At 61.4% G+C, this 21,828-nt stretch carries 19 protein-coding genes; 7 read left to right on the top strand and 12 right to left on the bottom strand.

Annotated features, from left to right (window positions below; all coding sequences use genetic code 11):
* Nucleotides 1-82: 82 nt before the first annotated feature.
* The 5 genes from miaA to MHH62_RS27125 are packed head-to-tail and all read right to left on the bottom strand — an operon-like array spanning nt 83 to nt 5,725.
* Nucleotides 83-1,054 (bottom strand): tRNA (adenosine(37)-N6)-dimethylallyltransferase MiaA, encoded by a 972-nt coding sequence (gene miaA / locus MHH62_RS27145; protein ID WP_032904044.1) that lies wholly within the window; start codon nt 1,052-1,054, stop codon nt 83-85.
* A complete protein-coding gene (mutL, locus tag MHH62_RS27140; protein ID WP_166406390.1) occupies nt 1,054-2,955 on the bottom strand; it encodes a DNA mismatch repair endonuclease MutL in 1,902 nt (633 codons plus the stop codon). Before mutL ends, miaA begins: the two co-directional genes overlap by 1 nt.
* 14 nt (nt 2,956-2,969) lie before the next feature.
* Entirely contained in the window at nt 2,970-4,391 is a 1,422-nt protein-coding gene (locus MHH62_RS27135; protein ID WP_003188054.1) for an N-acetylmuramoyl-L-alanine amidase, read from the bottom strand.
* 15 nt (nt 4,392-4,406) lie between these two features.
* Nucleotides 4,407-4,877 carry a tRNA (adenosine(37)-N6)-threonylcarbamoyltransferase complex ATPase subunit type 1 TsaE gene (gene tsaE, locus MHH62_RS27130; protein WP_014716665.1) on the bottom strand — a complete coding sequence of 157 codons (471 nt, stop codon included), beginning with the start codon at nt 4,875-4,877 and terminating at the stop codon, nt 4,407-4,409.
* Nucleotides 4,865-5,725 carry an NAD(P)H-hydrate dehydratase gene (locus tag MHH62_RS27125; RefSeq protein ID WP_339232168.1) on the bottom strand — a complete coding sequence of 287 codons (861 nt, stop codon included), beginning with the start codon at nt 5,723-5,725 and terminating at the stop codon, nt 4,865-4,867. The genes tsaE and MHH62_RS27125 overlap by 13 nt, the downstream gene beginning before the upstream one ends.
* Nucleotides 5,726-5,788: 63 nt before the next feature.
* Here MHH62_RS27125 and queG point away from each other — a divergent pair, with 63 nt between their 5' ends.
* Nucleotides 5,789-6,853 carry a tRNA epoxyqueuosine(34) reductase QueG gene (gene queG / locus MHH62_RS27120; protein WP_020301632.1) on the top strand — a complete coding sequence of 355 codons (1,065 nt, stop codon included), beginning with the start codon at nt 5,789-5,791 and terminating at the stop codon, nt 6,851-6,853.
* Here queG and MHH62_RS27115 read toward each other — a convergent pair.
* The gene (locus tag MHH62_RS27115) at nt 6,850-7,467 is read right to left on the bottom strand and encodes a trimeric intracellular cation channel family protein (RefSeq protein ID WP_169913170.1); all 618 of its coding nucleotides are present in this window, start codon (nt 7,465-7,467) and stop codon (nt 6,850-6,852) included. The two genes, queG and MHH62_RS27115, sit on opposite strands and share 4 nt — an antisense overlap.
* A 182-nt stretch (nt 7,468-7,649) precedes the next feature.
* Nucleotides 7,650-8,192: an oligoribonuclease gene (gene orn, locus MHH62_RS27110; RefSeq protein WP_003171343.1), complete on the bottom strand. Its 543-nt coding sequence runs from the start codon at nt 8,190-8,192 to the stop codon at nt 7,650-7,652.
* A gap of 108 nt (nt 8,193-8,300) precedes the next feature.
* Here orn and rsgA point away from each other — a divergent pair, with 108 nt between their 5' ends.
* Complete coding sequence (rsgA, locus tag MHH62_RS27105) at nt 8,301-9,332, top strand: small ribosomal subunit biogenesis GTPase RsgA (protein ID WP_003188044.1); 1,032 nt, start codon at nt 8,301-8,303, stop codon at nt 9,330-9,332.
* A gap of 286 nt (nt 9,333-9,618) precedes the next feature.
* The gene (locus MHH62_RS27100; RefSeq protein WP_014716661.1) at nt 9,619-10,014 is read left to right on the top strand and encodes a type II toxin-antitoxin system PemK/MazF family toxin; all 396 of its coding nucleotides are present in this window, start codon (nt 9,619-9,621) and stop codon (nt 10,012-10,014) included.
* A gap of 58 nt (nt 10,015-10,072) precedes the next feature.
* Here MHH62_RS27100 and motB read toward each other — a convergent pair whose 3' ends face one another.
* Together motB and motA are read right to left on the bottom strand one after the other, a co-directional pair.
* Nucleotides 10,073-11,092 (bottom strand): flagellar motor protein MotB, encoded by a 1,020-nt coding sequence (motB, locus tag MHH62_RS27095; protein ID WP_014716660.1) that lies wholly within the window; start codon nt 11,090-11,092, stop codon nt 10,073-10,075.
* A 3-nt stretch (nt 11,093-11,095) separates the two neighbouring features.
* On the bottom strand, nt 11,096-11,947 hold the full coding sequence (gene motA, locus MHH62_RS27090; RefSeq protein WP_003188041.1) for a flagellar motor stator protein MotA: 852 nt from the start codon (nt 11,945-11,947) through the stop codon (nt 11,096-11,098).
* Nucleotides 11,948-12,113: 166 nt separating this feature from the next.
* Here motA and MHH62_RS27085 point away from each other — a divergent pair, with 166 nt between their 5' ends.
* The 3 genes from MHH62_RS27085 to asd are packed head-to-tail and all read left to right on the top strand — an operon-like array spanning nt 12,114 to nt 15,398.
* Entirely contained in the window at nt 12,114-13,649 is a 1,536-nt protein-coding gene (locus MHH62_RS27085) for an HDOD domain-containing protein (RefSeq protein ID WP_339232167.1), read from the top strand.
* 57 nt (nt 13,650-13,706) lie between these two features.
* Complete coding sequence (locus MHH62_RS27080; RefSeq protein ID WP_339232165.1) at nt 13,707-14,522, top strand: rhodanese-like domain-containing protein; 816 nt, start codon at nt 13,707-13,709, stop codon at nt 14,520-14,522.
* Nucleotides 14,523-14,537: 15 nt separating this feature from the next.
* Complete coding sequence (asd, locus tag MHH62_RS27075; RefSeq protein ID WP_102666004.1) at nt 14,538-15,398, top strand: archaetidylserine decarboxylase; 861 nt, start codon at nt 14,538-14,540, stop codon at nt 15,396-15,398.
* A gap of 134 nt (nt 15,399-15,532) precedes the next feature.
* On the opposite strand, the gene serB is transcribed toward asd, so the two are convergent.
* Nucleotides 15,533-16,747, bottom strand: coding sequence for a phosphoserine phosphatase SerB (gene serB, locus MHH62_RS27070; protein ID WP_003188034.1), 1,215 nt, complete (start codon nt 16,745-16,747; stop codon nt 15,533-15,535).
* 133 nt (nt 16,748-16,880) lie between these two features.
* Here serB and MHH62_RS27065 point away from each other — a divergent pair, with 133 nt between their 5' ends.
* On the top strand, nt 16,881-18,413 hold the full coding sequence (locus tag MHH62_RS27065) for a HAMP domain-containing protein (RefSeq protein ID WP_014716655.1): 1,533 nt from the start codon (nt 16,881-16,883) through the stop codon (nt 18,411-18,413).
* 220 nt (nt 18,414-18,633) lie between these two features.
* On the opposite strand, the gene MHH62_RS27060 is transcribed toward MHH62_RS27065, so the two are convergent.
* Together MHH62_RS27060 and parC are read right to left on the bottom strand one after the other, a co-directional pair.
* Nucleotides 18,634-19,347, bottom strand: coding sequence for an ABC-type transport auxiliary lipoprotein family protein (locus MHH62_RS27060; protein WP_032873461.1), 714 nt, complete (start codon nt 19,345-19,347; stop codon nt 18,634-18,636).
* Between the two features lie 173 nt (nt 19,348-19,520).
* Nucleotides 19,521-21,785, bottom strand: a complete 2,265-nt coding sequence (gene parC, locus MHH62_RS27055) for a DNA topoisomerase IV subunit A (protein ID WP_020301636.1) — start codon at nt 21,783-21,785, stop codon at nt 19,521-19,523.
* Nucleotides 21,786-21,828: the final 43 nt, after the last annotated feature.

Below are 21,828 nucleotides of genomic sequence, written 5' to 3'. Positions count from 1 at the left end.
TTTAAGGATCAATAATAAAAAATCGGAAAATAGATAGCTTATGGCCGTCACACCCCCAAGGATAGACGGCAATTGCAAGGACTCAGCTCAATATGGAGACCGTTCCCAAGTATTTCAAGGCGCGTGACAGATTGTCGCTGTCCAGGCTGTCCAACCAGTGCAAATCGCTCCAGCTGCGCAGCCAGGTGAACTGGCGCTTCGCCAACTGGCGCGTGGCGATGATGCCGCGCTCCTGCATTTCGGCTGACGTCAGCTTGCCATCCAGATGATCCCAGACTTGGCGGTAGCCTACAGCACGTATCGAAGGCAGCCCTGCATGCAGGTCACCTCTTGAACGCAGTGCTACGACCTCGTCCACAAACCCCTGTTCCAACATAATTGTGAATCTTTGTGCAATTCGTTCATGCAGCACCTGACGATCTGCCGGAGCGATGGCCAGATTCGCCACAGTATAGGGCAATTGTGACTGTCCAGATGCGCCTGCATCAGTACTTTGCGCACTTTGTTTCAGCCGATGTTCAGTCATGGTCTGGCCACTGACGCGCCAGACTTCCAGGGCGCGTGTGAGCCGCTGGGGGTCATTGGGGTGAATACGTGCCGCAGACACCGGATCTACCGCCGCCAACTGATCATGAAGGGCCTGCCAGCCAAGGCGCGCAGCCTCTTCTTCAAGTTCGGCGCGCACCTGGGTATCGGCAGGCGGCATATCGGCCAGGCCTTCCTGCAACGCCTTGTAGTAGAGCATGGTGCCGCCCACCAGCAGCGGGATATTGCCGCGCGCGGTGATCTCGGCCATGGCCGCCAGGGCGTCGGTGCGAAAATCCGCCGCCGAATAGCTCTGCGCCGGATCGATGATGTCGATCAACTTGTGCGGATACTGGGCCAACAGCGCCTTCGACGGCTTGGCCGTACCGATATCCATGTCCCGGTAAACCAGGGCAGAGTCGACGCTGATCAACTCGCAGGGCAGCACCTTGGTCAGCTCGATGGCCAGGTCGGTCTTGCCGGCGGCCGTGGGGCCCATCAGGAAAATGGCGGGGGGCAAGGCACTCATCAGCGGCCGCGCAAGAACAGTTTGTCCAGATCATCCAGGCCCATCTGGGTCCAGGTCGGTCGGCCATGGTTGCATTGGCCGCTGCGCTCGGTGTTTTCCATGTCGCGCAGCAGGCCGTTCATTTCCGGCAGGGCCAGGCGGCGGTTGGCGCGGATGGCGCCGTGGCAGGCCATGGTGCCGAGCAATTCGTTGATATGCGCCTGGATACGGTCACTGGTGCCGTACTCCATCAGGTCTGCCAGTACGTCGGCCACCAGGCGGTTGGCCTCGGCCTGCTTGAGCAGCGCGGGAATCTGGCGGATCGCCAGGGTTTCCGGGCCCAGGCGTTGCAGTTCGAAGCCCAGCTTCTGGAACACACTGTGATGTTCTTCTGCGCAGTCGGCTTCACGCTGGCTCACCGCCAGGGATTCGGGCACCAGCAGCGGCTGGCCGCTGAGGCCTTCGCTGGCCATGGCGATCTTCAGGCGCTCGTACATGATCCGTTCATGGGCAGCGTGCATGTCCACCAGCACCAGGCCATGGGCGTTTTCGGCGAGGATATAAATGCCTTTGAGCTGCGCCAGGGCATAGCCCAGCGGCGGAATATCACCGCCGCCTTCGGGCAACGCCACAGCAGCACCCGGCTCGGCACCCGGCAACGGCGCGAAAAACTCACGGTACGCCGCCTGGGCTTCGGCCACCGGCGCCGTCGATTGCGGGCGCGGTGTGTATTGGTACTGATAACCCGCACCGGCACCCGAATTCGGCGCCGTGTAGGCTGGCTGCGCCTGCGGCGATTGCAGCAGGTTGGCCGCCAGGCTCATTTCACCTTGCGGCCCGAACTCACCGGCCTCGGGACCGCTCGGGCGCACCACCGCGGTGACGATCGGCGCCGACAATTGATCATCCGGGCGCACATCACCCAGGGCACGGTGCAGCGTGCCATACAGGAAGTCATGCACCATGCGCCCGTCACGGAAGCGCACCTCATGCTTGGTCGGGTGCACATTGACGTCGACCACCGAAGGGTCAACCTCAAAGAACAGTACAAAGGTCGGGTGTCGCCCGTTGAACAGCACATCGCGATAAGCCTGGCGTACCGCATGGGCCACCAGTTTGTCGCGGACCGCCCGGCCGTTCACAAAAAAATACTGCAAGTCGGCCTGGCTGCGGGAGAACGTCGGCAACCCGACCCAGCCCCACAACCTCAAGCCATTGCGCTCGATCTCAATCGGCAGCGCCTGTTCCAGGAACCCGCTGCCACACACCGCTGCCACCCGCCGAGCACGCGCGGCGTCGTCGTTGGCTTCGTGCAGGCTGAGGATGGTCTTGCCATTGTGGCGCAGGTGAAAGGCCACGTCGAAACGGGCCAGGGCCAGGCGCTTGATGACTTCTTGCAGGTGATCGAATTCGGTTTTCTCGGCCTTGAGGAATTTGCGCCGCGCCGGGGTATTGAAAAACAGGTCGCGCACTTCCACTGAGGTACCCACCGGGTGCGCCGCCGGCTGGACCCGAGGCGCCATGTCGCGGCCTTCGGTTTCCACCTGCCAGGCCTGCTCGGCGCTGCGGGTGCGGGAGGTCAGGGTCAGGCGGGCCACGGAGCTGATGGAGGCCAGGGCCTCACCACGAAAGCCCAGGCTCATGACCCGCTCCAGGTCTTCCAGGTCGCGGATTTTGCTGGTGGCGTGACGGGCCAGGGCCAGGGGCAGGTCATCCGAAGAGATGCCACTGCCATCGTCACGTACCCGCAGCAGCTTGACGCCGCCCTGCTCCACATCGACATCAATGCGTTTGGCGCCGGAGTCGATGCTGTTTTCCAGCAACTCCTTGATTACCGACGCCGGGCGCTCAACCACCTCACCCGCAGCGATCTGGTTGGCAAGGCGCGGGCTGAGCAATTCAATGCGCGAGCCGCTGTTCAAGGTGGATTCGCTCATCACTGCGCCGCCAATGAGGTGCCGGGGATGGTCAACACCTGGCCGATCTTCAACTCGTCGGTTTTCAGGTTATTGGCGCTGCGCAAGGCTGCAGGCGTGACCTGGAAACGGACCGCCAGCATGGCGACGGTATCACCGGGCTGCACACGATGGTCACGCGGGCCCTGGGCGATTTTGCCGGAGTCGCGCAGCCAGGCGATATAGGTGCCCGGCGGCGGGTTCTGCTGGAAGAACTGGCGCACACCGGCGCTGATGGAGCGCGCCAGCGCTTGCTGGTGGCTGGCGCTGGCCAGTTTCGACGCTTCGTTGGCGTTGGAGATAAACCCGGTTTCCACCAGGATCGACGGGATATCCGGCGATTTCAACACCATGAACCCGGCTTGTTCTACGCGCTGCTTGTGCAGCGAGGTCACGCGGCCGATATTGCTCAGGACTTTCTGGCCCACGTTGAGGCTGGAGGTCAGCGAGGCGGTCATCGACAGGTCGAGCAGTACGCCTGCGAGCATCTTGTCCTTGTCATCAAGGGAGACGTTGCCGGCCCCGCCGATCAAGTCGGAACGGTTTTCACTGTCGGCCAGCCAGCGCGCAGTCTCGGAGGTAGCGCCGCGATCCGACAGGGCAAATACCGAGGCGCCAAAGGCAGCGGTTGAAGGCGCGGCGTCGGCGTGAATGGACACGAACAGGTCAGCGCCCTTCTTACGGGCAATTTCGGTACGGCCACGCAACGGAATGAAGTAGTCACCGGTACGGGTCAGCTCGGCGCGGTAGCCTTTCATGCCGTTGACCTGGCGCTGCAGTTCACGGGCGATGGCGAGCACCACGTCTTTCTCATGCTGGCCGCGGGAGCCGGAAGCCCCAGGGTCTTCGCCACCATGGCCGGCGTCGATCACCACGATAATGTCGCGCTTGCCTGCAGGGGCAGGCGGCGGTGGTGGCAGCTTGACCTGGGGTTGCGAAGGGTTGACCGGCACCGCAGGCACCGTCGCCACGCTCGGCGTTGGCGCAGGCGGCGGTGCGGCGTCGGCGGGGTTGTCGAACAGGTCGACCACCAGGCGGTTGCCGTACTGGGCGTTGGGGGCCAGGGAGAAGCTTTTGGGGGTTACGGCCTTTTTCAGGTCGATGACCACACGCAGGTCGGTCGGCGTACGCTGGGCCGAGCGCATGGCGGTAATGGGCGTGTTGGCGGTGGAGACTTTCAGCGGCGCGGCCAGGCTGGCACCGTTGATATCGATCACCAGGCGATCAGGCGCCGTCAAGGTAAAGACGCTGTGCTGGACCGGGCCAGACAGGTCGAACACCAGTCGCGTGTTATCCGGCGCTCGCCACAGGCGAACACTTTTCACCTGTGAAGCAGCCAGAGCATTGACAGTCATTGCCGCAAGCAACACCCCCACGACAGCAACCAACGCGCGAAAGCGCATACCTAACCCCACCAATTATTTGAATTCCAATGCCAGAGCAGCACACCACGACTCAGCGCGTGGGCTCTGGGGCAACAACTTCAGCTGACGTCCGTGCTCATGCGGCGTAATGGTAATGGTCAGGTCCGGCTTTGGCAAAAAGCCTGTGCCTTTATTTGGCCACTCGATCAGGCACAGCGCATCATCGTCGAAGTAATCACGGATGCCCATGAACTCCAACTCTTCCGGATCGACCAGGCGATAGAGGTCGAAGTGGAAAGCACGCACGTCGCCGATCTCGTAAGGCTCGACCAACGTGAAGGTCGGGCTTTTTACCGCGCCGGTATGGCCAAGGCCGCGAATAATCCCCCGGGACAATGTGGTTTTGCCTGCGCCCAGGTCGCCCTCGAGAAAGATCAACCCGGCCCCTTGCGTGACCTGCGAAATACGCTGACCCAACGCGACCATGGCCTCTTCATCTGCCAGGAAAAGAATTACTTCAGGCACGGCGACTGCTCCTCCAGCAATTGACGAATGGCGGGCATCAGGTCGCTGGCGGCCAAGCCGCGACCAAAACTGCCCTGGCGGTCTCCGGCGGTCGCGTGCAACCACACGGCCAGGCAGCTCGCTTCGTACGCGGGCATACCCTGAGCCAATAGTGCCCCGACCAGACCGGCCAAAACATCACCGAGCCCAGCTGTTGCCATCGCCGGGTGGCCTTGATCACACCGCGACACACGCCCATCCGGGCTGGCAATCAAACTGCCTGCACCCTTGAGGATAGTCACGGCATTGAATCTTTGGCTCAACGCGCGCGCCACCTTAAGGCGATCAGCCTGAACCTCGGCTGTCGAGAGCCCCAACAAACGCGCAGCTTCGCCCGGATGAGGGGTAATTACACAGTTGGCCGGCAGCTCGACGCTGCCAGTGGCCAGTTGATTGAGCGCATCGGCATCCCACACCTGCGGCTGGCTGGCATTGGCCGCGACCGACAACAGGCTCTTGCCCCAGGCGGCATCGCCCAGGCCTGGGCCAATGACGATCACCGAGATTTTTTCCAGCAGGCCCATCAACTGGTTGGCCGAGCTCACGCCGACGGCCATGACCTCCGGCAGCCGAGCCAGAGCGGCCGGTACGTGTTCCGGCCGCGTCGCCAGCGAGACCATGCCGGCGCCGCTGCGCAAGGCGCTTTCGCTGCTCAGCAACGCCGCGCCGCCAACGCCACGGTCACCACCGATGACCAGCAGGTGGCCGAATTGGCCCTTATGGGCGTCCGGGGAACGCGCAGCCAGTTGCGGCAAATGGCCGGGCAACAACAGCTGAACGTCGGTAATTGGGTGTTTTGTCTGAGGCATGCGTCTTCAAGCTCCGATGTCTGGCAGAATTATACGCATCTAACCTGTGGTTTCCCGTGTCTCATGCCTGCTATTACCTCCGATCTGCCCGCCCTCGCCCAATCGATCAAAGACTGGGGTCGCGAGCTGGGCTTTCAGCAAGTCGGCATCAGCGGCCTCGACCTGGCTGAGCATGAACAGCACCTGCAACGCTGGCTCGACGCGGGTTACCACGGCGAGATGGAATACATGGGCGCCCACGGCAGCAAACGCTCCCACCCCGACGAGCTGGTGCCCGGCACCTTGCGCGTGGTGTCACTGCGCATGGACTACCTGCCCGGCGACACCCAGATGGCGCAACTACTGGCCCAGCCGGAAAAAGCCTATATATCGCGCTACGCCCTGGGCCGCGACTACCACAAGCTGATCCGCAAGCGCGTGCAGCAACTGGCCGACCGCATCCAGGCGCAGATCGGGCCGTTCGGCTTTCGCGCCTTTGTCGACAGCGCGCCCGTCCTGGAAAAAGCCATTGCCGAGCAAGCGGGCCTGGGCTGGATCGGTAAAAACACCCTGGTTCTCAACCGCAAGGCCGGCAGTTATTTCTTCCTGAGCGAACTGTTTGTCGATCTACCGTTGCCGGTAGACCTACCCCACGCCACAGAACACTGCGGCCGCTGCACGGCGTGCCTGGACATCTGCCCCACCAACGCCTTCGTTGGCCCTTACGTGCTGGACGCGCGACGCTGCATTTCGTACCTGACCATCGAACTCAAGAGTGCCATCCCCGAAGATCTGCGCCCACTGATCGGCAACCGGGTATTTGGCTGCGATGACTGTCAGATCGTTTGCCCGTGGAATCGTTTCGCTCGACCTACCGCCGAAAGCGATTTCAAGCCACGGCACAATCTGGATAACGCAGAACTGGCCGAATTGTTTATGTGGGACGAGGATAAATTCCTCAGCAGCACCGAGGGCTCGCCCCTGCGCCGCGCCGGTTACGAGCGCTGGTTGCGCAACCTGGCGGTGGGCCTGGGTAATGCGCCCTCCAGCATTCCAGTGCTGGAAGCCTTGAAGGCGCGGCGGGACTACCCGTCGGAGTTGGTACGCGAACACGTGGAATGGGCGCTGGAGCAACACGCTGCGCGCTAGTGCACATCGTCGTTGTAGACGAACTTGGGCATTTCCCAGTGAAACCGGATCGCCAGCAGGCGTAACAGGAAGCCACTGAACAGCGTCAGCAGAATCGCTTGCTCGCTGGGCAGCTCCAGGTACAGGCACAGCAAGTAGAACCAGGCAGCCAGGAACGACACGCTGGCATACAGCTCGCGGCGGAAGATCAGCGGGATGTCGTTACAGAAGATATCCCGCAGGATGCCGCCGAATACCCCGGTGATGACCCCGCTGACCGACGCCACCAACATACCGTGACCCATTTCCAGGGCGGTCATGCAGCCGATCAGGGTGAAGGCCACCAACCCCACCGCATCCAGCGCCAGGAACAGCGAGCGCAGGTGGCGCATCAACGGCGCGATAAAGATCGTCACCAATGCCGCAACGGAGGTCAGCACCAGGTACTCCGGGTGTTTGACCCAGGTCAGCGGGTAGTGGCCGAGCAACACATCGCGCACCGAACCGCCGCCCAGGGCTGTCACGCAAGCGATCAGCACCACGCCAAACCAGTCCATGCCACGCCGCCCCGCGGACAGGGCGCCAGTCATGGCTTCGGCGGTGATGGCGACGAGGTAGAGCATCAGCAACATGATGGCGATCCTGACAGAGAGGCCGGCAGTCTAATCATTTGCCGAGGGCACCAAAAGGGGGCACTTGGCGATAAACCGCGTCGCCTGTATCGCAGGCAAGCCAGCTCCCACACTTTGAATTTACGAATGCAGCCAAATGTGGGAGCTGGCTTGCCTGCGATGGCACCTTCACTGGCGCCGTAGAATCAAGCCTTGATGAAATGCTTGCGGTAATGCTGCAACTCGGCAATCGACTCGCGAATATCATCCAGCGCCAGGTGCGTGCTGCCTTTATGGAAGCTGTCTTTGACTTCCGGCGCCCAACGCGCAGCCAGTTCCTTCAAGGTCGACACGTCCAGGTTGCGGTAGTGGAAATAACTTTCCAGCCCCTTCATGTGCGTATAAAGGAAGCGACGGTCCTGGCAGATGCTGTTGCCGCAGATCGGCGATTTGCCCTTGGGCACCCATTTTTCCAGGAAGGCGATGGTTTCGGCCTCGGCTTCGGCCATGCTGATGCGGCTGTCGCGCACGCGCTGGGTCAGCCCGGAGTTACCGTGGGTGCGGGTGTTCCACTCGTCCATGGTGGCGAGTACGGCGTCGCTGTGGTGGATGGCGATCACCGGGCCTTCGGCCAAGGTGTTGAGGTTGCTGTCGGTGACAATGGTCGCCATCTCGATGATGACGTCGGTGTCGGGGTTCAGACCGGTCATTTCCAGATCGATCCAAATCAGGTTCTGTGGGTTTTGCATGGCTTGATTCTCTTGGCACCTTGGCGTAGCCGGGCAGTTTAGCAGGCGGGGGCGTGCTAGACTCGCGACCGTTTTACCCAACTTTTGCATTATCGACACGGAACACCAATGGCCAAACGCCAGCTCAACCGTCGCCAAAACTGGCGCATCGAAAAGATTCAAGGTGAACGCGCCGCCCGCGCCGCCAAACGTGAATCCTCCGCCGTGGAAGCGCTCGAGGGCGGCGACCTGGGGCCCGAACAAACCGGCTTGGTGATCGCGCACTTTGGTGTGCAGGTCGAAGTCGAGGCGCTCGAAGGCGAACTCGCGGGCCAGGTGTTCCGTTGCCACTTGCGCGCCAACCTGCCCGCACTGGTCACCGGCGACAAGGTGGTGTGGCGTGCCGGCAACCAGGGCATCGGCGTCATCGTCGCCCAGTTGCCGCGCAGTACCGAGCTGCGCCGCCCCGACAGCCGTGGGCAGCTCAAGCCGGTGGCGGCCAACGTCGACATGATCGTGATCGTGTTCGCGCCACTGCCCGAGCCCCATGCCAACCTGATCGACCGCTACTTGGTCGCGGCCGAGCATGCTGGCATCCGCCCGTTGCTGCTGCTGAACAAATTCGACCTGATCGACGAGCAAAACGCCCCGGCGCTCAATGCGTTGCTGGCGGTCTACCGCACCCTGGGCTACCCGGTGCTGGAAGTGTCGGCTCACCACGGCAACGGCATGGAACAACTGCAACAGCAGTTGGACGGGCGGATCAGCGTGTTCGTCGGCCAGTCAGGCGTGGGCAAGTCGTCGCTGGTCAACAGCCTGTTGCCTGAAGTCGAAACCCGCGTGGGCCCGCTGTCGGAACTGTCCGGCCAGGGCACCCACACCACCACCACCGCGCGGTTGTTCCACTTCCCGGGCGGCGGCGAGTTGATTGACTCACCGGGTATCCGTGAATTCGGCTTGGGCCACGTCAGCCGCAGCGATGTGGAAGCGGGCTTCATCGAGTTCAACGACCTGATCGGCACCTGCCGCTTCCGCGACTGCAAACACGACCGCGAGCCGGGTTGTGCGTTGCTCAAGGCACTGGAAGATGGGCGCGTGCAGCAGCAGCGGATGAACAGCTATCGGTCGATTATTGCGAGCTTGCCTGAGAGCAGCTATTGACGGTCAATTTCTTGATACACATAAACCAGCGGGCTGAAAGCCCTAGCCCATTGATTTAACAGGAGCAGGCATCAAGAATTCGAGTCAACTGGGTGGCTGATACGCACATGCCAGCTTGTATTCGGATTTCCTGATGCTCATAATTGCTCCGTCACCAGCGAAAGCTGGCAGGAGTCTGGATCCTTTTCGGAGTTGATCCAGCGGCGCAGAAGGGGCGAAGCAAGCTCCGCTGCGTGTCGAATGAAGCCGCCTTCGGGCGGCTTTGCTTTTTGCGGGGAATTAACATTTGGCTCTCTACTATCACCCCAAACAAGGCGACGTTTTGCTGTGTGACTTCACCCGAGGCTTTGTCGCCCCGGAAATGCTGAAGATCCGCAAAGTCGTAGTGATATCTCCTACCGCGACCCACAGTCGCAAGCTCTGCACCGTGGTGCCAATCTCGTCTACTGCACCAGCGACCCAATACGACTGGCACCATTTGCTACGCACCAATCCACTTCAATCCGATGGCTATAAAGAGCTATGGGTGAAGTGCGACATGATTTATACCGTCAGCTTTGAGCGCCTCGACAAGTTGCATAGAAAGACTCGCTCCAAAGGTCGAGAGTACTTCGTCCCACGCCTGTGCGCCGACGACATGCGAGGCGTAGTCAGTGGTGTCAAAGCGTACCTCCCACTTTGAACACACATGAAAACGCCCCGAATGATCGGGGCGTTTACGTTTCCAGCGCTTAGATCAACTATGACCCCGGTGCAGGCGCCGTAGGATCCTTGACGCCCCCGTCATCAAACAGGTTCAGCTTCTGGCGCAGCTCATGGGCTGGCAGCGGTTCCTGCTCCGGAGGCAGCGCGTTCGGGTCGGCCGGCACTTCGCCTGGCGCACCGTCGCCCTGGGTCGGTGCCGGTAGCGGTGGTTGATCGCCTTCAATCGCACGCTGGGCTTTTTTGGTCAGCACCACGATGTCGATACGGCGGTTGACCGGGTTGTACGGGTCTTTGGGATCAAACAGCTGCGAGGAGGCAAAGCCCACCACCCGCGCCACTTGCGGGTCCGGGTAGCTGCCGGCCACTAGCGCACGCCGGGCAGCATTGGCGCGGTTGGCCGAGAGCTCCCAGTTGCCGAAATCACCCTGGCCCGCGTAGGGTTTGGCGTCGGTGTGCCCGCTGATGCTGATCTTGTTGGGCACCGCCTTGATGGTGTCAGCCATGGCCAGCAGGATGTCTTCAAAGTACGGCTTCAAGCGCGCACTGCCCGAGTCGAACATCGGCCGGTTGGCGGCATCGGTAATCTGGATGCGCAGCCCCTCGGGGGTGATCTCGAAGGAAATCTGGTCCTTGAACTTCAGCAACTGTGGGTTTTCTTCAACCTTGTTCTGCAATTCCTGCAGCAACAGTTCCAGTCGCTCCTGTTCGACCTGCTCGGCCATGGATTCGACAGTGTCGCGCTCGATCGGGATTTTTTCCTGAGGCGATTCAGTTTGCACTTCCGGGTTGATGGTGCGCTCGGGCGCCAGTTCCGGCGAGCCGCCCAGGTCAATGACAAACGGCGTACCGCTTTCCGAAAAGCCAATCGGGTCCTTGAAGTAGCCGGCGATGGCGATTTTCTGTTCTGGCGTAGCGGTGGACATCAGCCACAACACCAGGAAGAACGCCATCATCGCCGTGGCAAAGTCGGCGAAGGCGATTTTCCAGGCGCCGCCATGGTGCCCCGCAGCGAAGCGCTTGACGCGCTTGATGATGATCGGCTGGTTGTTTTCCATGGCTTAGCGACCGCGAACCGCTTGTTCCAGCTCGGAGAAACTTGGGCGGTGTTTCGGGTACAACACCTTGCGCCCGAACTCCACGGCCAACGACGGCGGCATGCCCGACGCCGATGCCACCAGGCACGCCTTGATCGCTTCGTAGAGGTTGATCTCTTCCTTGGCATCGTGGGCCAGTGAGGTGGCGAGCGGGCCGAAGAAACCATAGGCGGCGAGAATACCGAAGAAGGTCCCCACCAGCGCCGCACCTACGTGCATGCCGATGGCCGCCTGATCGCCTTCGCCCAGGGACGCCATGGTCACCACGATACCCAGTACCGCCGCGACAATACCGAAACCGGGCATGCCGTCGGCGATGCCGGTCACGGCGTGGGAAGGATGCTCCAGCTCTTCCTTGAGGCTGAACAACTCCATGTCGAACAGGCCTTCCAGCTCGTGGGGCGCCATGTTGCCGGAGGACATGATGCGCAGGTAATCACAGATATACGCGGTCATGCGCTCGTCTTTGAGCACGGCCGGGTACTTGGCAAAAATCGGGCTGGCCGCGGCGTCTTCGATATCGCCTTCGATCGCCATCATGCCTTCGCGGCGGCTTTTGTTGAGGATCTCGTAGATCAGCCCCAGCACTTCCAGATAAAACGTGTGGGAGAAGCGCGAGCTGAACATGCCCAGGGACTTCTTGACCACGTGCATGGTCATATAGCCTGGGTTGGCCTGCAAAAATGCGCCGAACGCTGCACCGCCGATAATCAGCACTTCGAAAGGCTGGATCAGTGCGGCGATTTTACCGTGGGAGAGGACGTACCCTCCGAGCACACTTGCGATGACGACAATGATGCCGATAATTTTAGCCATAGGAGAGGGGTACTTGCGCCGTCGGGTTCATGGACATATTGGGTGCAGCAGAAAACTCTTGTTCTACTTATCGGCAAAACTGCGCCAGACTATAGCCCGTTAAGGCGAAAAGCCAATTCGGCCCGTTCCGGGCGTGTTGAACGCAAGTGATGATCGCGCCCCAATCATGGCAATTGAAACGACAACCCCAACAAACCGCCCCACTACCCTCGCCGCTTGGATCAAGTGCCTGGACGACGTGCTGCTGCCCGTGCCCCAGGCCAGCCACGAACGCGTGTGCAAAGCTATTCGCGATAGCCGCAGTTCATTGCGAGATATTGCTGAGTTGATGCAAAACAGTCCGGCCCTGGTGCTGAGTGTGATGCGCGAAGCCAACAGCCAAGCCCACGGCAGCCTGGCCGAACCTGCGGAAAACCTTGAAGTCGCACTTAACCGTCTTGGCCTCAAACGTGCCGAAGAGCTGTTGGCGCGCCTGCCTTCGGTACCCGCCCGGGAAATCCCCGTGGCCTTGCGTCAACTGTTGCTAATCAGCCAGCACGCATCCCAGCAAGCTAACGGTTTGTTCGGCAGTCGCCTGGCGCGGTTGTGGCAGGACATCCACTGGGGCAGCCTGCTGTTTTTGTCGCCACTGTGGCCGATGGCCGTCGCCTACCCCAAGCTTTTGGAAGAGTGGGAGTTGCGGGTGATCCATAAAGGCCAATCGGCACGCCAGGTCGAGCAACAGCTGTTCGGCGTGCGCTTGCTCGACCTGTGCCTGGGCCTGACCGAAGCCTGGCACCTGCCGATCTGGGTTTCACAGGGCTACAAGTTGCTGTTGGCCGAGCAACGCCTGCTGGTCAAGGCGCTGCACATTGCCCGTCAAGACGATGCCCTGCGTCACCAGCAATTGCTCGATGCCGAGCCCAACCTGCGACGCTGGCTGAACCAGCCGGCCAATACCGTATTGCTGGCCAATGGCCTGGCGATGTCGGCCCAGGAATCCTGGACCTGCCCGCACACAGAGCGCTGGCAATACCTGACGTCGCTGTACCTGCAAACGCCATTGAGCGATGTGCAACAGCAAGCCCACCAGCAAGCGGTGACCAGCGCTCGCACCACCTTGATGCCCGATCTCTGGCACCCGGCGCTGTCGCTGATCTGGCCGTGGCATGTGCACAAAGTCCATCGCGGCTTGCTGCCTGCACCACCGCCCACGGCCGAAGCCTTGGCCGTGTGGCGCACGCGCTGCACCGAGTTGCTGGTGGAGCCGAGCCGCTTTGCCAACGCCATGCACCTGACCACTTGCGCCAAGGAAGCCCTGGTCGCCAGTGGCATGCAGCGGGTACTGATATTCATGGCAGATCGCGCCTTGAGCACCTTGCGTGTACACCAGGCCGACGGCCTGCCCAAGGACGCGGCTCACCTGAGCCTGGATGTGGTGAACAGCACACTGCTGCAACGCCTGCTGGAAAAGTCCGCCCAGGTACGCCTGAACCCCGACAACCATGCGCAGTTTTCCGCATTGCTGCCACCGATCCTGCGTCGTCTGTTTATTGGCGAGCATCTGCTACTGCGCTCACTGAGCTGCAACGGCCGTGTGGTCATGCTGATCGTGGCGGACCAGGGCGGCGGGCCGTTCTCGGAAACCACCGTGCAGGCGTTCGGCAAAACCGCCCAATGCATCGAGAAAGCCCTGCACAGCTTTACCAACCGCAGCGCCTGATGCTTGCGCTACAATCACCGGCCTTTATCGCCAACATTTGTGCCCAGGAGACCTCACATGCCTGACTTCTCTGGCTTGCCGCTGGTGATCGAATCCGCCGACCTGTTGGGTCGCCTCGATTCCAAGCTCTTGATACTGGTAGACCTCACCAGTGTCGCCCGCTACGCCGAAGGGCATATCCCCGGCGCGCATTTCGTTGACCCCAAGCGCACCCAACTGGGACAGCCACCGGCACCCGGCCTGCTACCAAGCAAGGCCGACCTGGAAAAACTGTTCGGCGAACTGGGCCACACCCCGGACGCCACCTATGTGGTCTACGACGACGAAGGCGGCGGTTGGGCCGGGCGTTTTATCTGGATGCTCGACGTGATCGGCCACCAGAAATATCACTACCTCGACGGCGGCCTGCTGGCTTGGCTGGAGGAAGGGCACCCGCTTTCCACCGATGTGCCCCCAGCAGCCGGCGGCCCGGTCAGCCTTACGCTGCACGACGGCCCCACAGCCACCCGCGAATACCTGCAAAGCCGCCTCGGCGCGGCCGACCTGGGGATCTGGGACGCTCGTGGCCCGCTGGAGTATTCCGGCGAGAAAGTGCTCGCAGCCAAGGGCGGCCACATTCCCGGCGCGGTGAACTTCGAATGGACTGCCGGCATGGACAAGACGCGCAACCTGCGTATCCGCCGTGACATGCCGCAAATCCTCGAAGACCTCGGGCTGACCAAAGACAAAGAAATCATCACCCACTGCCAGACTCACCACCGCTCTGGCTTCACCTACCTGGTGGCCAAGGCGCTCGGTTATCCGCGAGTCAAAGGTTATGCCGGTTCCTGGGGCGAATGGGGCAACCACCCCGACACCCCCGTTGAGATTTAAGGTTTAAGGACAGTTATGAAAAAGCAGTTGTTTATCCTCAGCCAGTACTTGCTGCCGCACCACTTGCTGTCGCGCCTGGCTGGTTGCATCGCCGAGTGCCGCGTGCGCTGGTTCAAGAACGCCTTCACTGCCTGGTTCGCCAAGCGCTACCAGGTGGACATGTCCCAGGCCCTGGTGGAAGACCTGAGCGCCTATGAGCACTTCAACGCCTTCTTCACCCGCGCGCTGAAAGACGGCGCCCGCCCGTTGGATCCAACCCCAGGTGCAGTGTTGAGTCCTGCCGATGGCGCGGTCAGCCAGCTAGGCCCGATCGAACATGGCCGTATCTTCCAGGCCAAGGGCCACAGCTTCAGCGTGCTGGAACTGCTCGGTGGCGATGCCGCAATGGCTGCGCCGTTCATGGGCGGCGAGTTCGCGACAATTTACCTGTCGCCCAAGGACTACCACCGGGTGCACATGCCACTGGCCGGTACCCTGCGCGAGATGGTGTATGTGCCAGGGCGGATTTTCTCGGTCAACCAGACCACCGCCGAAAACGTGCCGGAACTGTTCGCCCGTAACGAGCGCGTTGTCTGCTTGTTCGACACCGAACGCGGCCCGATGGCCGTGGTGTTGGTAGGTGCGATGATCGTTGCGTCGATTGAAACCGTGTGGGCCGGTTTGGTAACGCCGCCGAAACGCGAGCTGAAAACCTTCCGCTACGACGAAGCGGCCCGCGCGCCGATTCATCTGGACAAGGGTGCGGAACTGGGTCGTTTCAAACTGGGCTCCACTGCCATCGTGCTGTTCGGGCCGGACCAGGTGAAGTGGGCTGAAGAACTGGCAGCGGGTACGCCGGTGCAGATGGGCCAGGGTATCGCCGCCGCTAAAGCCTGATATTGCAGTTGATCGTTCCCACGCTCCGCGTGGGAATGCAGCCCGAGGCGCTCTGCGCCCAAAGCGTGACGCAGAGCGTCACTGGAGGCGTTCCCACGCAGAGCGTGGGAACGATCAGTGACAGTGAGATCGGCTTATAGCTGACCGTCGCGGTCACGCAAGCCCAGCAGATACAGCACGCCATCCAGCCCCAGTGTCGAAATCGCCTGCTTGGCCGATTGCTTGACCAACGGTTTGGCACGGAACGCTACGCCCAACCCGGCAATCGCCAGCATCGGCAAGTCATTGGCGCCGTCGCCGACCGCAATGGTCTGCTCCAGGCGCAAGCCTTCCTTATGGGCCAATTCCTTGAGCAGGTCGGCCTTGCGCTGGGCGTCGACAATCGGCTCCACCGCGACGCCAGTCACTTTGCCATCCACCACTTCCAGCTCGTTGGCGAATACATAGTCAATGCCCAGCTTGGCCTGCAACTGCTTGGCGAAGTACGTGAAGCCGCCGGACAGGATGGCGGTCTTGTAGCCCAGTCGCTTGAGTTCGGCGAACAGGGTTTCGGCGCCTTCAGTCAGGCGCAGCGACGCGCCGATCGAGTCCAACACGCCCACGTCCAGGCCCTTGAGCAGCGCAAGACGCTCCTTGAAGCTGGCACGAAAATCCAGCTCGCCGGCCATCGCGCGCTCGGTAATCTCAGAAACTTGCTCGCCCACACCGGCCGCCTTGGCCAGCTCATCGATGACTTCGGCTTCGATCAAGGTGGAGTCCATGTCGAACACCGCCAAGCGGCGGTTGCGACGGAACAGGGAGTCTTCTTGGAAGGCGATATCGACATTCAGTTCCTGGGCCACGCTCAGGAAGTCGGCGCGCAGCGCTTGCGCGTCAGCCGGTTCACCGCGCACGGAGAACTCGATGCAGCCCTTGCCTTTGTCAGCCGGGGTGTCCAATGGCATGCGACCCGACAGACGGTCAATATGGTCGATATTCAATCCGTATTGCGCGGTGATCGAACTGACGCGCTGCAGTTGCTCAGCCGTTACCTTGCGGGTCAACAGGGTGACGATATGGCGTTTTTTACCCTGGCCTTCGACCCAGTGCTGGTAGTCAGCTTCGGACACCGGGGTGAAACGTACCTGTTGATCGAGCTTATACGCCGTAAACAGGATGTCCTTGAGTACCGAGGAGGCCTGTTCGGTGCTGGGTATCTCCACCAGGATGCCGAACGACAAGGTGTCGTGGATCACTGCCTGGCCGATGTCGAGAATGTTCACACCACCCTGGGCCAGGACGCCGGTAATGGCTGCAGTGAGACCCGGTCGGTCTTCACCCGTGATGTTGATCAGGACAATTTCGCGCAAAGCGCACCCCCAGGCTGGAAAAAAACCGCATTCTACCCACTTTCAGTGACCATCGGGCACAGGCAGCGCTTTGCCGGCCAGGGGCCTGTCGCTATACTGCGCGTCAACTTCACGGACCAAGAGCCGAGCGCAAGTGAACCGGCCCACGCCAGTAAAAACCGATAACTTCTTCCTGCTGATCTTCCGGGCACTGCGCCATCGCCGTGTACCGATTGCATTGCGCATCGCCAGCCATAACGTGATCCTGGTCGCTCTGGCCCTGGTGATCTACGCCTGCGTGATGGGTTTGCAGTTCAAGCAGGCCATGCACGAGCAAGCTGACGCCCTGGGCGCGAGCCTGACAACCCAGACTGCCACTTCGGCGACTGAGTTGCTGGTGTCCAACGACATCCTCAGCCTCAACGTATTGCTCAACAACCTGACCAAGAACCCGCTGGTGGCCCACGCCGCCATCTATAGCGTGGACAACCGGATCATGGCCGAGGCCGGGCAGCGCCCGAAAAACGGCCTGCTCGGTGAGGCCGAAGGCCTGTATCAGAGCAATATCACGTTCCAGGACGTGAAGGCCGGCCAACTGCGTATCAGCCTTGATATGCAACAGTTCCAGCAGCCGATGACCATCAGCCTGCAAAGCATGGGCATCCTGAGCGCGATCCTGCTGGCCTTGGCCCTGGCCTTGAGCCTGCGCCTTGGTCGGCATATCTCCACGCCGTTGATGCAACTGCGCATCTGGCTGCGAGATATCGACGAACACACCCCGGCCACCGATCGCCAGGACGAAATCGGCGACCTCGCGCGCCAGCTCCACACCAGCTTTGCCCCGGAGCCGAAAGCGCCTGAAGTCGAGCCCGAGCCTGAGTACGACGACACCGAGGACTACAACGACGAGCCTGAGTTTGAAGTGCGCGACCTGCGCGACCCAGGCTTCGACGAAAGCGCCCCGGTGGCCGGCCTCAAGCCTGCGCCGCGCCATGTGATCAAGGCCGAGGAAGACGAGCTGGACGACGAAGACCCGTTCGCCGACCTGCGCGACACCTCGGCAGCCGCCCCAGTCGCTGCGCCCAAACCGGTTGCGGTCAAGAACGCCGAGCCACAGCACAGTGCTGTACTCGCCGTGCAACTGGGTGCCCAGGAGCAACTGCGCCGCCTGCCCCGCGCCCGCCTGACCGAACTGCTCGAACGCTACCGTGACTGCCTCGACCAGGCCGCTTCGCTCTACCAGAGCGAACTGCACACCCTGAACGATGGCAGCACGCTGATGCTGTTCCACAGCGAAGACAGCGGCGAGGACTACCTGACCAATGCCATCTGCTGCGGCGAGCTGTTGCGCGCCCTGGGCCATGCCCTGCAGATCGAAGTAGCCGACAGCGGCATTACCCTGCAACTGCAGCTGGGTCTAACCGTGGGTGACGACCTGTTTGGCATCAGCCAGATCGACCTGCTGCTGACCGAAATCGCCCAGGATGCCCTGGCCTTGTCCCAGCACAGCCGTAACCTGCTGCTGGTGGAGCGCAAGATCAGTGAGGACACGCTGATCCGCCAACGCGCACGTATCCGCCCGATTGCCAGCCCTGAAGGGGCCAGTTGTGTGGAGCGGTTGATGGAGCCGTATCCGTCGATGCTGGAGCGTCAGTTGGCGCGGATGCATGAGACCCGTAAGCCCTGAGGCATAGCGTTATACCTACTGTGGAGCTGGGCTTATGTGGGAGCGGGCTTGCTCGCGAAGGCGGCGTGTCAGTCAGCTGATGCGCCCCTGACACACCTGATTCTCGAGCAAGCCCGCTCACACACAAGCCCCCCCCATTTGGGTTGTGGTGCAGCTTAAATCGCAGCCCAACAAAAAGGCCCGCTTATTCAGCGGGCCTTTTGTTTGTGCGCCATTCAGATCAGAATCTGAACACTTCCAAGTCCGTACGAATCGGCGTGGCCATCGGCATCTTCGGTTTTTCCGGGGCCGCAGGCTTGGCCTGGGCGGGGGCCTGCTTACGCGGTTGCGCTTCGGCAATCGGCGGCTGGTTGGCCAATGGTTTGAGCGCCACCGACAACTGCTGTGCCAAGTGCTGCAACAGCACACCCTGGGCCTGGACCTGGGACGCAGTGGTGCCGGCGTGCTCTTCCTGCAGATGCACAATGCGGTTGTCCCGCACCTGCCCGCGACGGTCGATCAGGCGCCACTGTGCATCCAGGATCGCCGGTTGCGACTTGCCGGAATCCAGCCGCGTAATGGTCAGCAACACCTGTACATCCGGGGTAAACCCGGAGGGTCCCGGTGCCAGGACCACACGCTGGCTGTCCAGCTGGCCGGCGACCTGACGCAACATCAACTGGTTGATATCCGACGACAGGCTACCGGCCCAACGACCATCTGTGGAACCTTGCAGGCTGCCGTCGTTCTGACGTTGAAGCAGGGTTTCGCGTTGCAGGTAATCGGCAACCACTACCGGCCCCAGCAATACGGCCATGCCAGCGGTTTGGGCTGGCTGAGCCGGACTTCCGCTGTCCAGCTGGTACAGCGACACCGGTTGATGTGTGCTGCAACCCGCCAACCCCAAAAGGCCAGCGAGCATCAAAAATAGAGGAAGGCGTGGAGCAGTCATCATCCCATCCAAGTGGCTGCCACAAGGCGAACCACAATGTAATACTAAAAATAACCTGAACACGCTCGGCCACGCCGGCGCTGGAAAGGCCATATCATCCGTGAATATGCGCCATGACTCCAGCGCGAAAGCATCGATCTACGCGTTAAATCGTAGATCGAGGCCTCTAGTACCGCTTAAACCGGCGTTTCGACCAGCAAGGCATCCACTCGCTGGAAGCCTCGTGGCAGTTTGTTACCTCGCCGGCCACGCTCACCCTTGTAGTGTTCAAGGTCGTCAGGGCGCAATGACAACGTGCGCTTGCCGGCCTGGAGCACCAGGGTAGAACCTTCCGGGACCACGGCGATGTCAGTCACATACTCCTCGCGACTGGCCACCCGGTCACCGGGAATCCCGATGATCTTGTTGCCTTTACCCTTGCCCAGCTGCGGCAAGTCGCTGATCTTGAACACCAGCAAGCGCCCTTCGGTGGTCACCGACGCCAGCCAGTTACTCTCCCGATCCTCCACCGGCCTTGGCAGGATCACCTTGGCATTGTTCGGCAGGCTCAACAGCGCCTTGCCCGCCTTGTTCTTGGCCTGCAGGTCTTCACCCTTGACCACGAAACCGTAACCGGCGTCGGAGGCGATGACATACAGCGAATCATCGTCCGGCAACAGCACGCACTCGAAATTCGCCCCCGGTGGCGGCGTGAGGCGCCCGGTCAACGGCTCGCCCTGCCCCCGTGCAGACGGCAGGGTGTGGGCCGGCACCGAATAACTGCGCCCGGTCGAGTCGATAAACACCGCGAATTGATTGGAACGCCCGGCGGCAGCGGTCTTGAAGCCATCACCGGCTTTGTACGAAAGGCCGGTGGCGTCAATATCATGCCCTTTGGCGGAGCGAACCCAACCCTTTTCCGACAGAACGACGGTAATTTTCTCGTTGGGCAACAGCTCGGTTTCGGTCAGTGCCTTGGCTTCAGCGCGCTCGACGATAGGCGAGCGACGGTCATCGCCATAGGTTTCGGCGTCTTTGATCAGTTCGCTGCGCACCAGCTTCTTGAGCTTGGCTTCGCTGCCCAGCAGGGCTTGCAGCTTGGCTTGTTCCTTGAGCAGGGCATCCTGCTCGTCGCGCAGCTTCATTTCTTCCAGGCGAGCCAACTGGCGCAAGCGGGTGTCGAGGATGTAGTCCGCCTGGATTTCGCTCAGCTCGAAACGCGCGATCAGCTCGGCCTTCGGATGCTCGGCGGTACGGATGATATGGATCACTTCATCCAGGTTGAGGTAGGCGATCAGCAAGCCGTCCAACAGGTGCAAGCGGCGCTCGACCTTGTCGAGGCGAAATTGCAGGCGGCGACGCACGGTCTGCACGCGGAATTCCAGCCATTCCACCAGCAGATTGCGCAGGTTCTTCAACTGGGGCTTGCCGTCCAGGCCGATGATATTGACGTTGACCCGGTAGCTGGACTCCAGGTCGGTGCTGGCAAACAAGTGCTGCATCAGCACTTCATGATCCACCCGGCTGTTGGTCGGGATGATCACGATGCGGCATGGGTTCTCATGGTCGGACTCGTCACGCAGGTCGGCCACTTGTGGCAATTTCGACGGCTTGGCCTGCATCAACGCGGCGATCTGCTCCAGCACCTTGGCACCCGATACCTGGTGCGGCAGCGCGGTCACAATAATGTCGCCGTCCTCGATGTGGTACACCGCGCGCATACGCACCGAGCCCTTGCCCGTTTCGTACATCTTCAGCAGGTCCGCGCGCGGCGTGATGATTTCTGCTTCGGTCGGGTAATCCGGGCCCTGGATATGCTCGCAGAGCTGCTCGACCGTAGCTTTGGGCTCATCCAGCAAGCGCACGCAGGCAGTGGCGACTTCGCGCAGGTTGTGCGGCGGCACATCGGTGGCCATGCCGACCGCAATACCGGTGGTGCCGTTGAGCAGGATATTCGGCAAACGCGCCGGCAACACCAGGGGTTCGTCGAGGGTGCCGTCAAAGTTCGGCCCCCAGTCGGCAGTGCCCTGGCCCAGCTCGCTGAGCAGCACTTCGGAATAACGCGACAGCCGCGCCTCGGTGTAACGCATGGCGGCGAAGGATTTGGGGTCATCCGGTGCACCCCAGTTACCCTGCCCGTCCACCAGGGTATAGCGGTAGCTGAACGGCTGGGCCATCAGCACCATGGCTTCATAGCACGCCGAATCACCGTGGGGGTGGAATTTACCCAGCACGTCACCGACGGTACGCGCCGATTTCTTGTGCTTGGAATCGGCGTCCAGGCCCAACTCACTCATGGCGTAGATGATGCGCCGTTGCACGGGCTTCAGGCCGTCGCCGATATGCGGCAAGGCACGGTCCATGATCACGTACATGGAGTAGTTGAGGTAGGCATTTTCGGTGAATTCAGCCAGCGACCGGCGTTCTACGCCATCTAAGCTGTCTGCGAGGATGTCACTCATGCGGGCCTCATCATGGGGTAAGGCGCAGCGGAACTGCCGCTGC

It is taken from the genome of Pseudomonas sp. FSL L8-0168, from assembly GCF_037976155.1.
Classification (GTDB): domain Bacteria; phylum Pseudomonadota; class Gammaproteobacteria; order Pseudomonadales; family Pseudomonadaceae; genus Aquipseudomonas; species Aquipseudomonas paracarnis.
The sequence above is the reverse complement of the archived record's forward strand: the minus strand, read 5'-3'. Positions and strand labels throughout refer to the sequence as shown.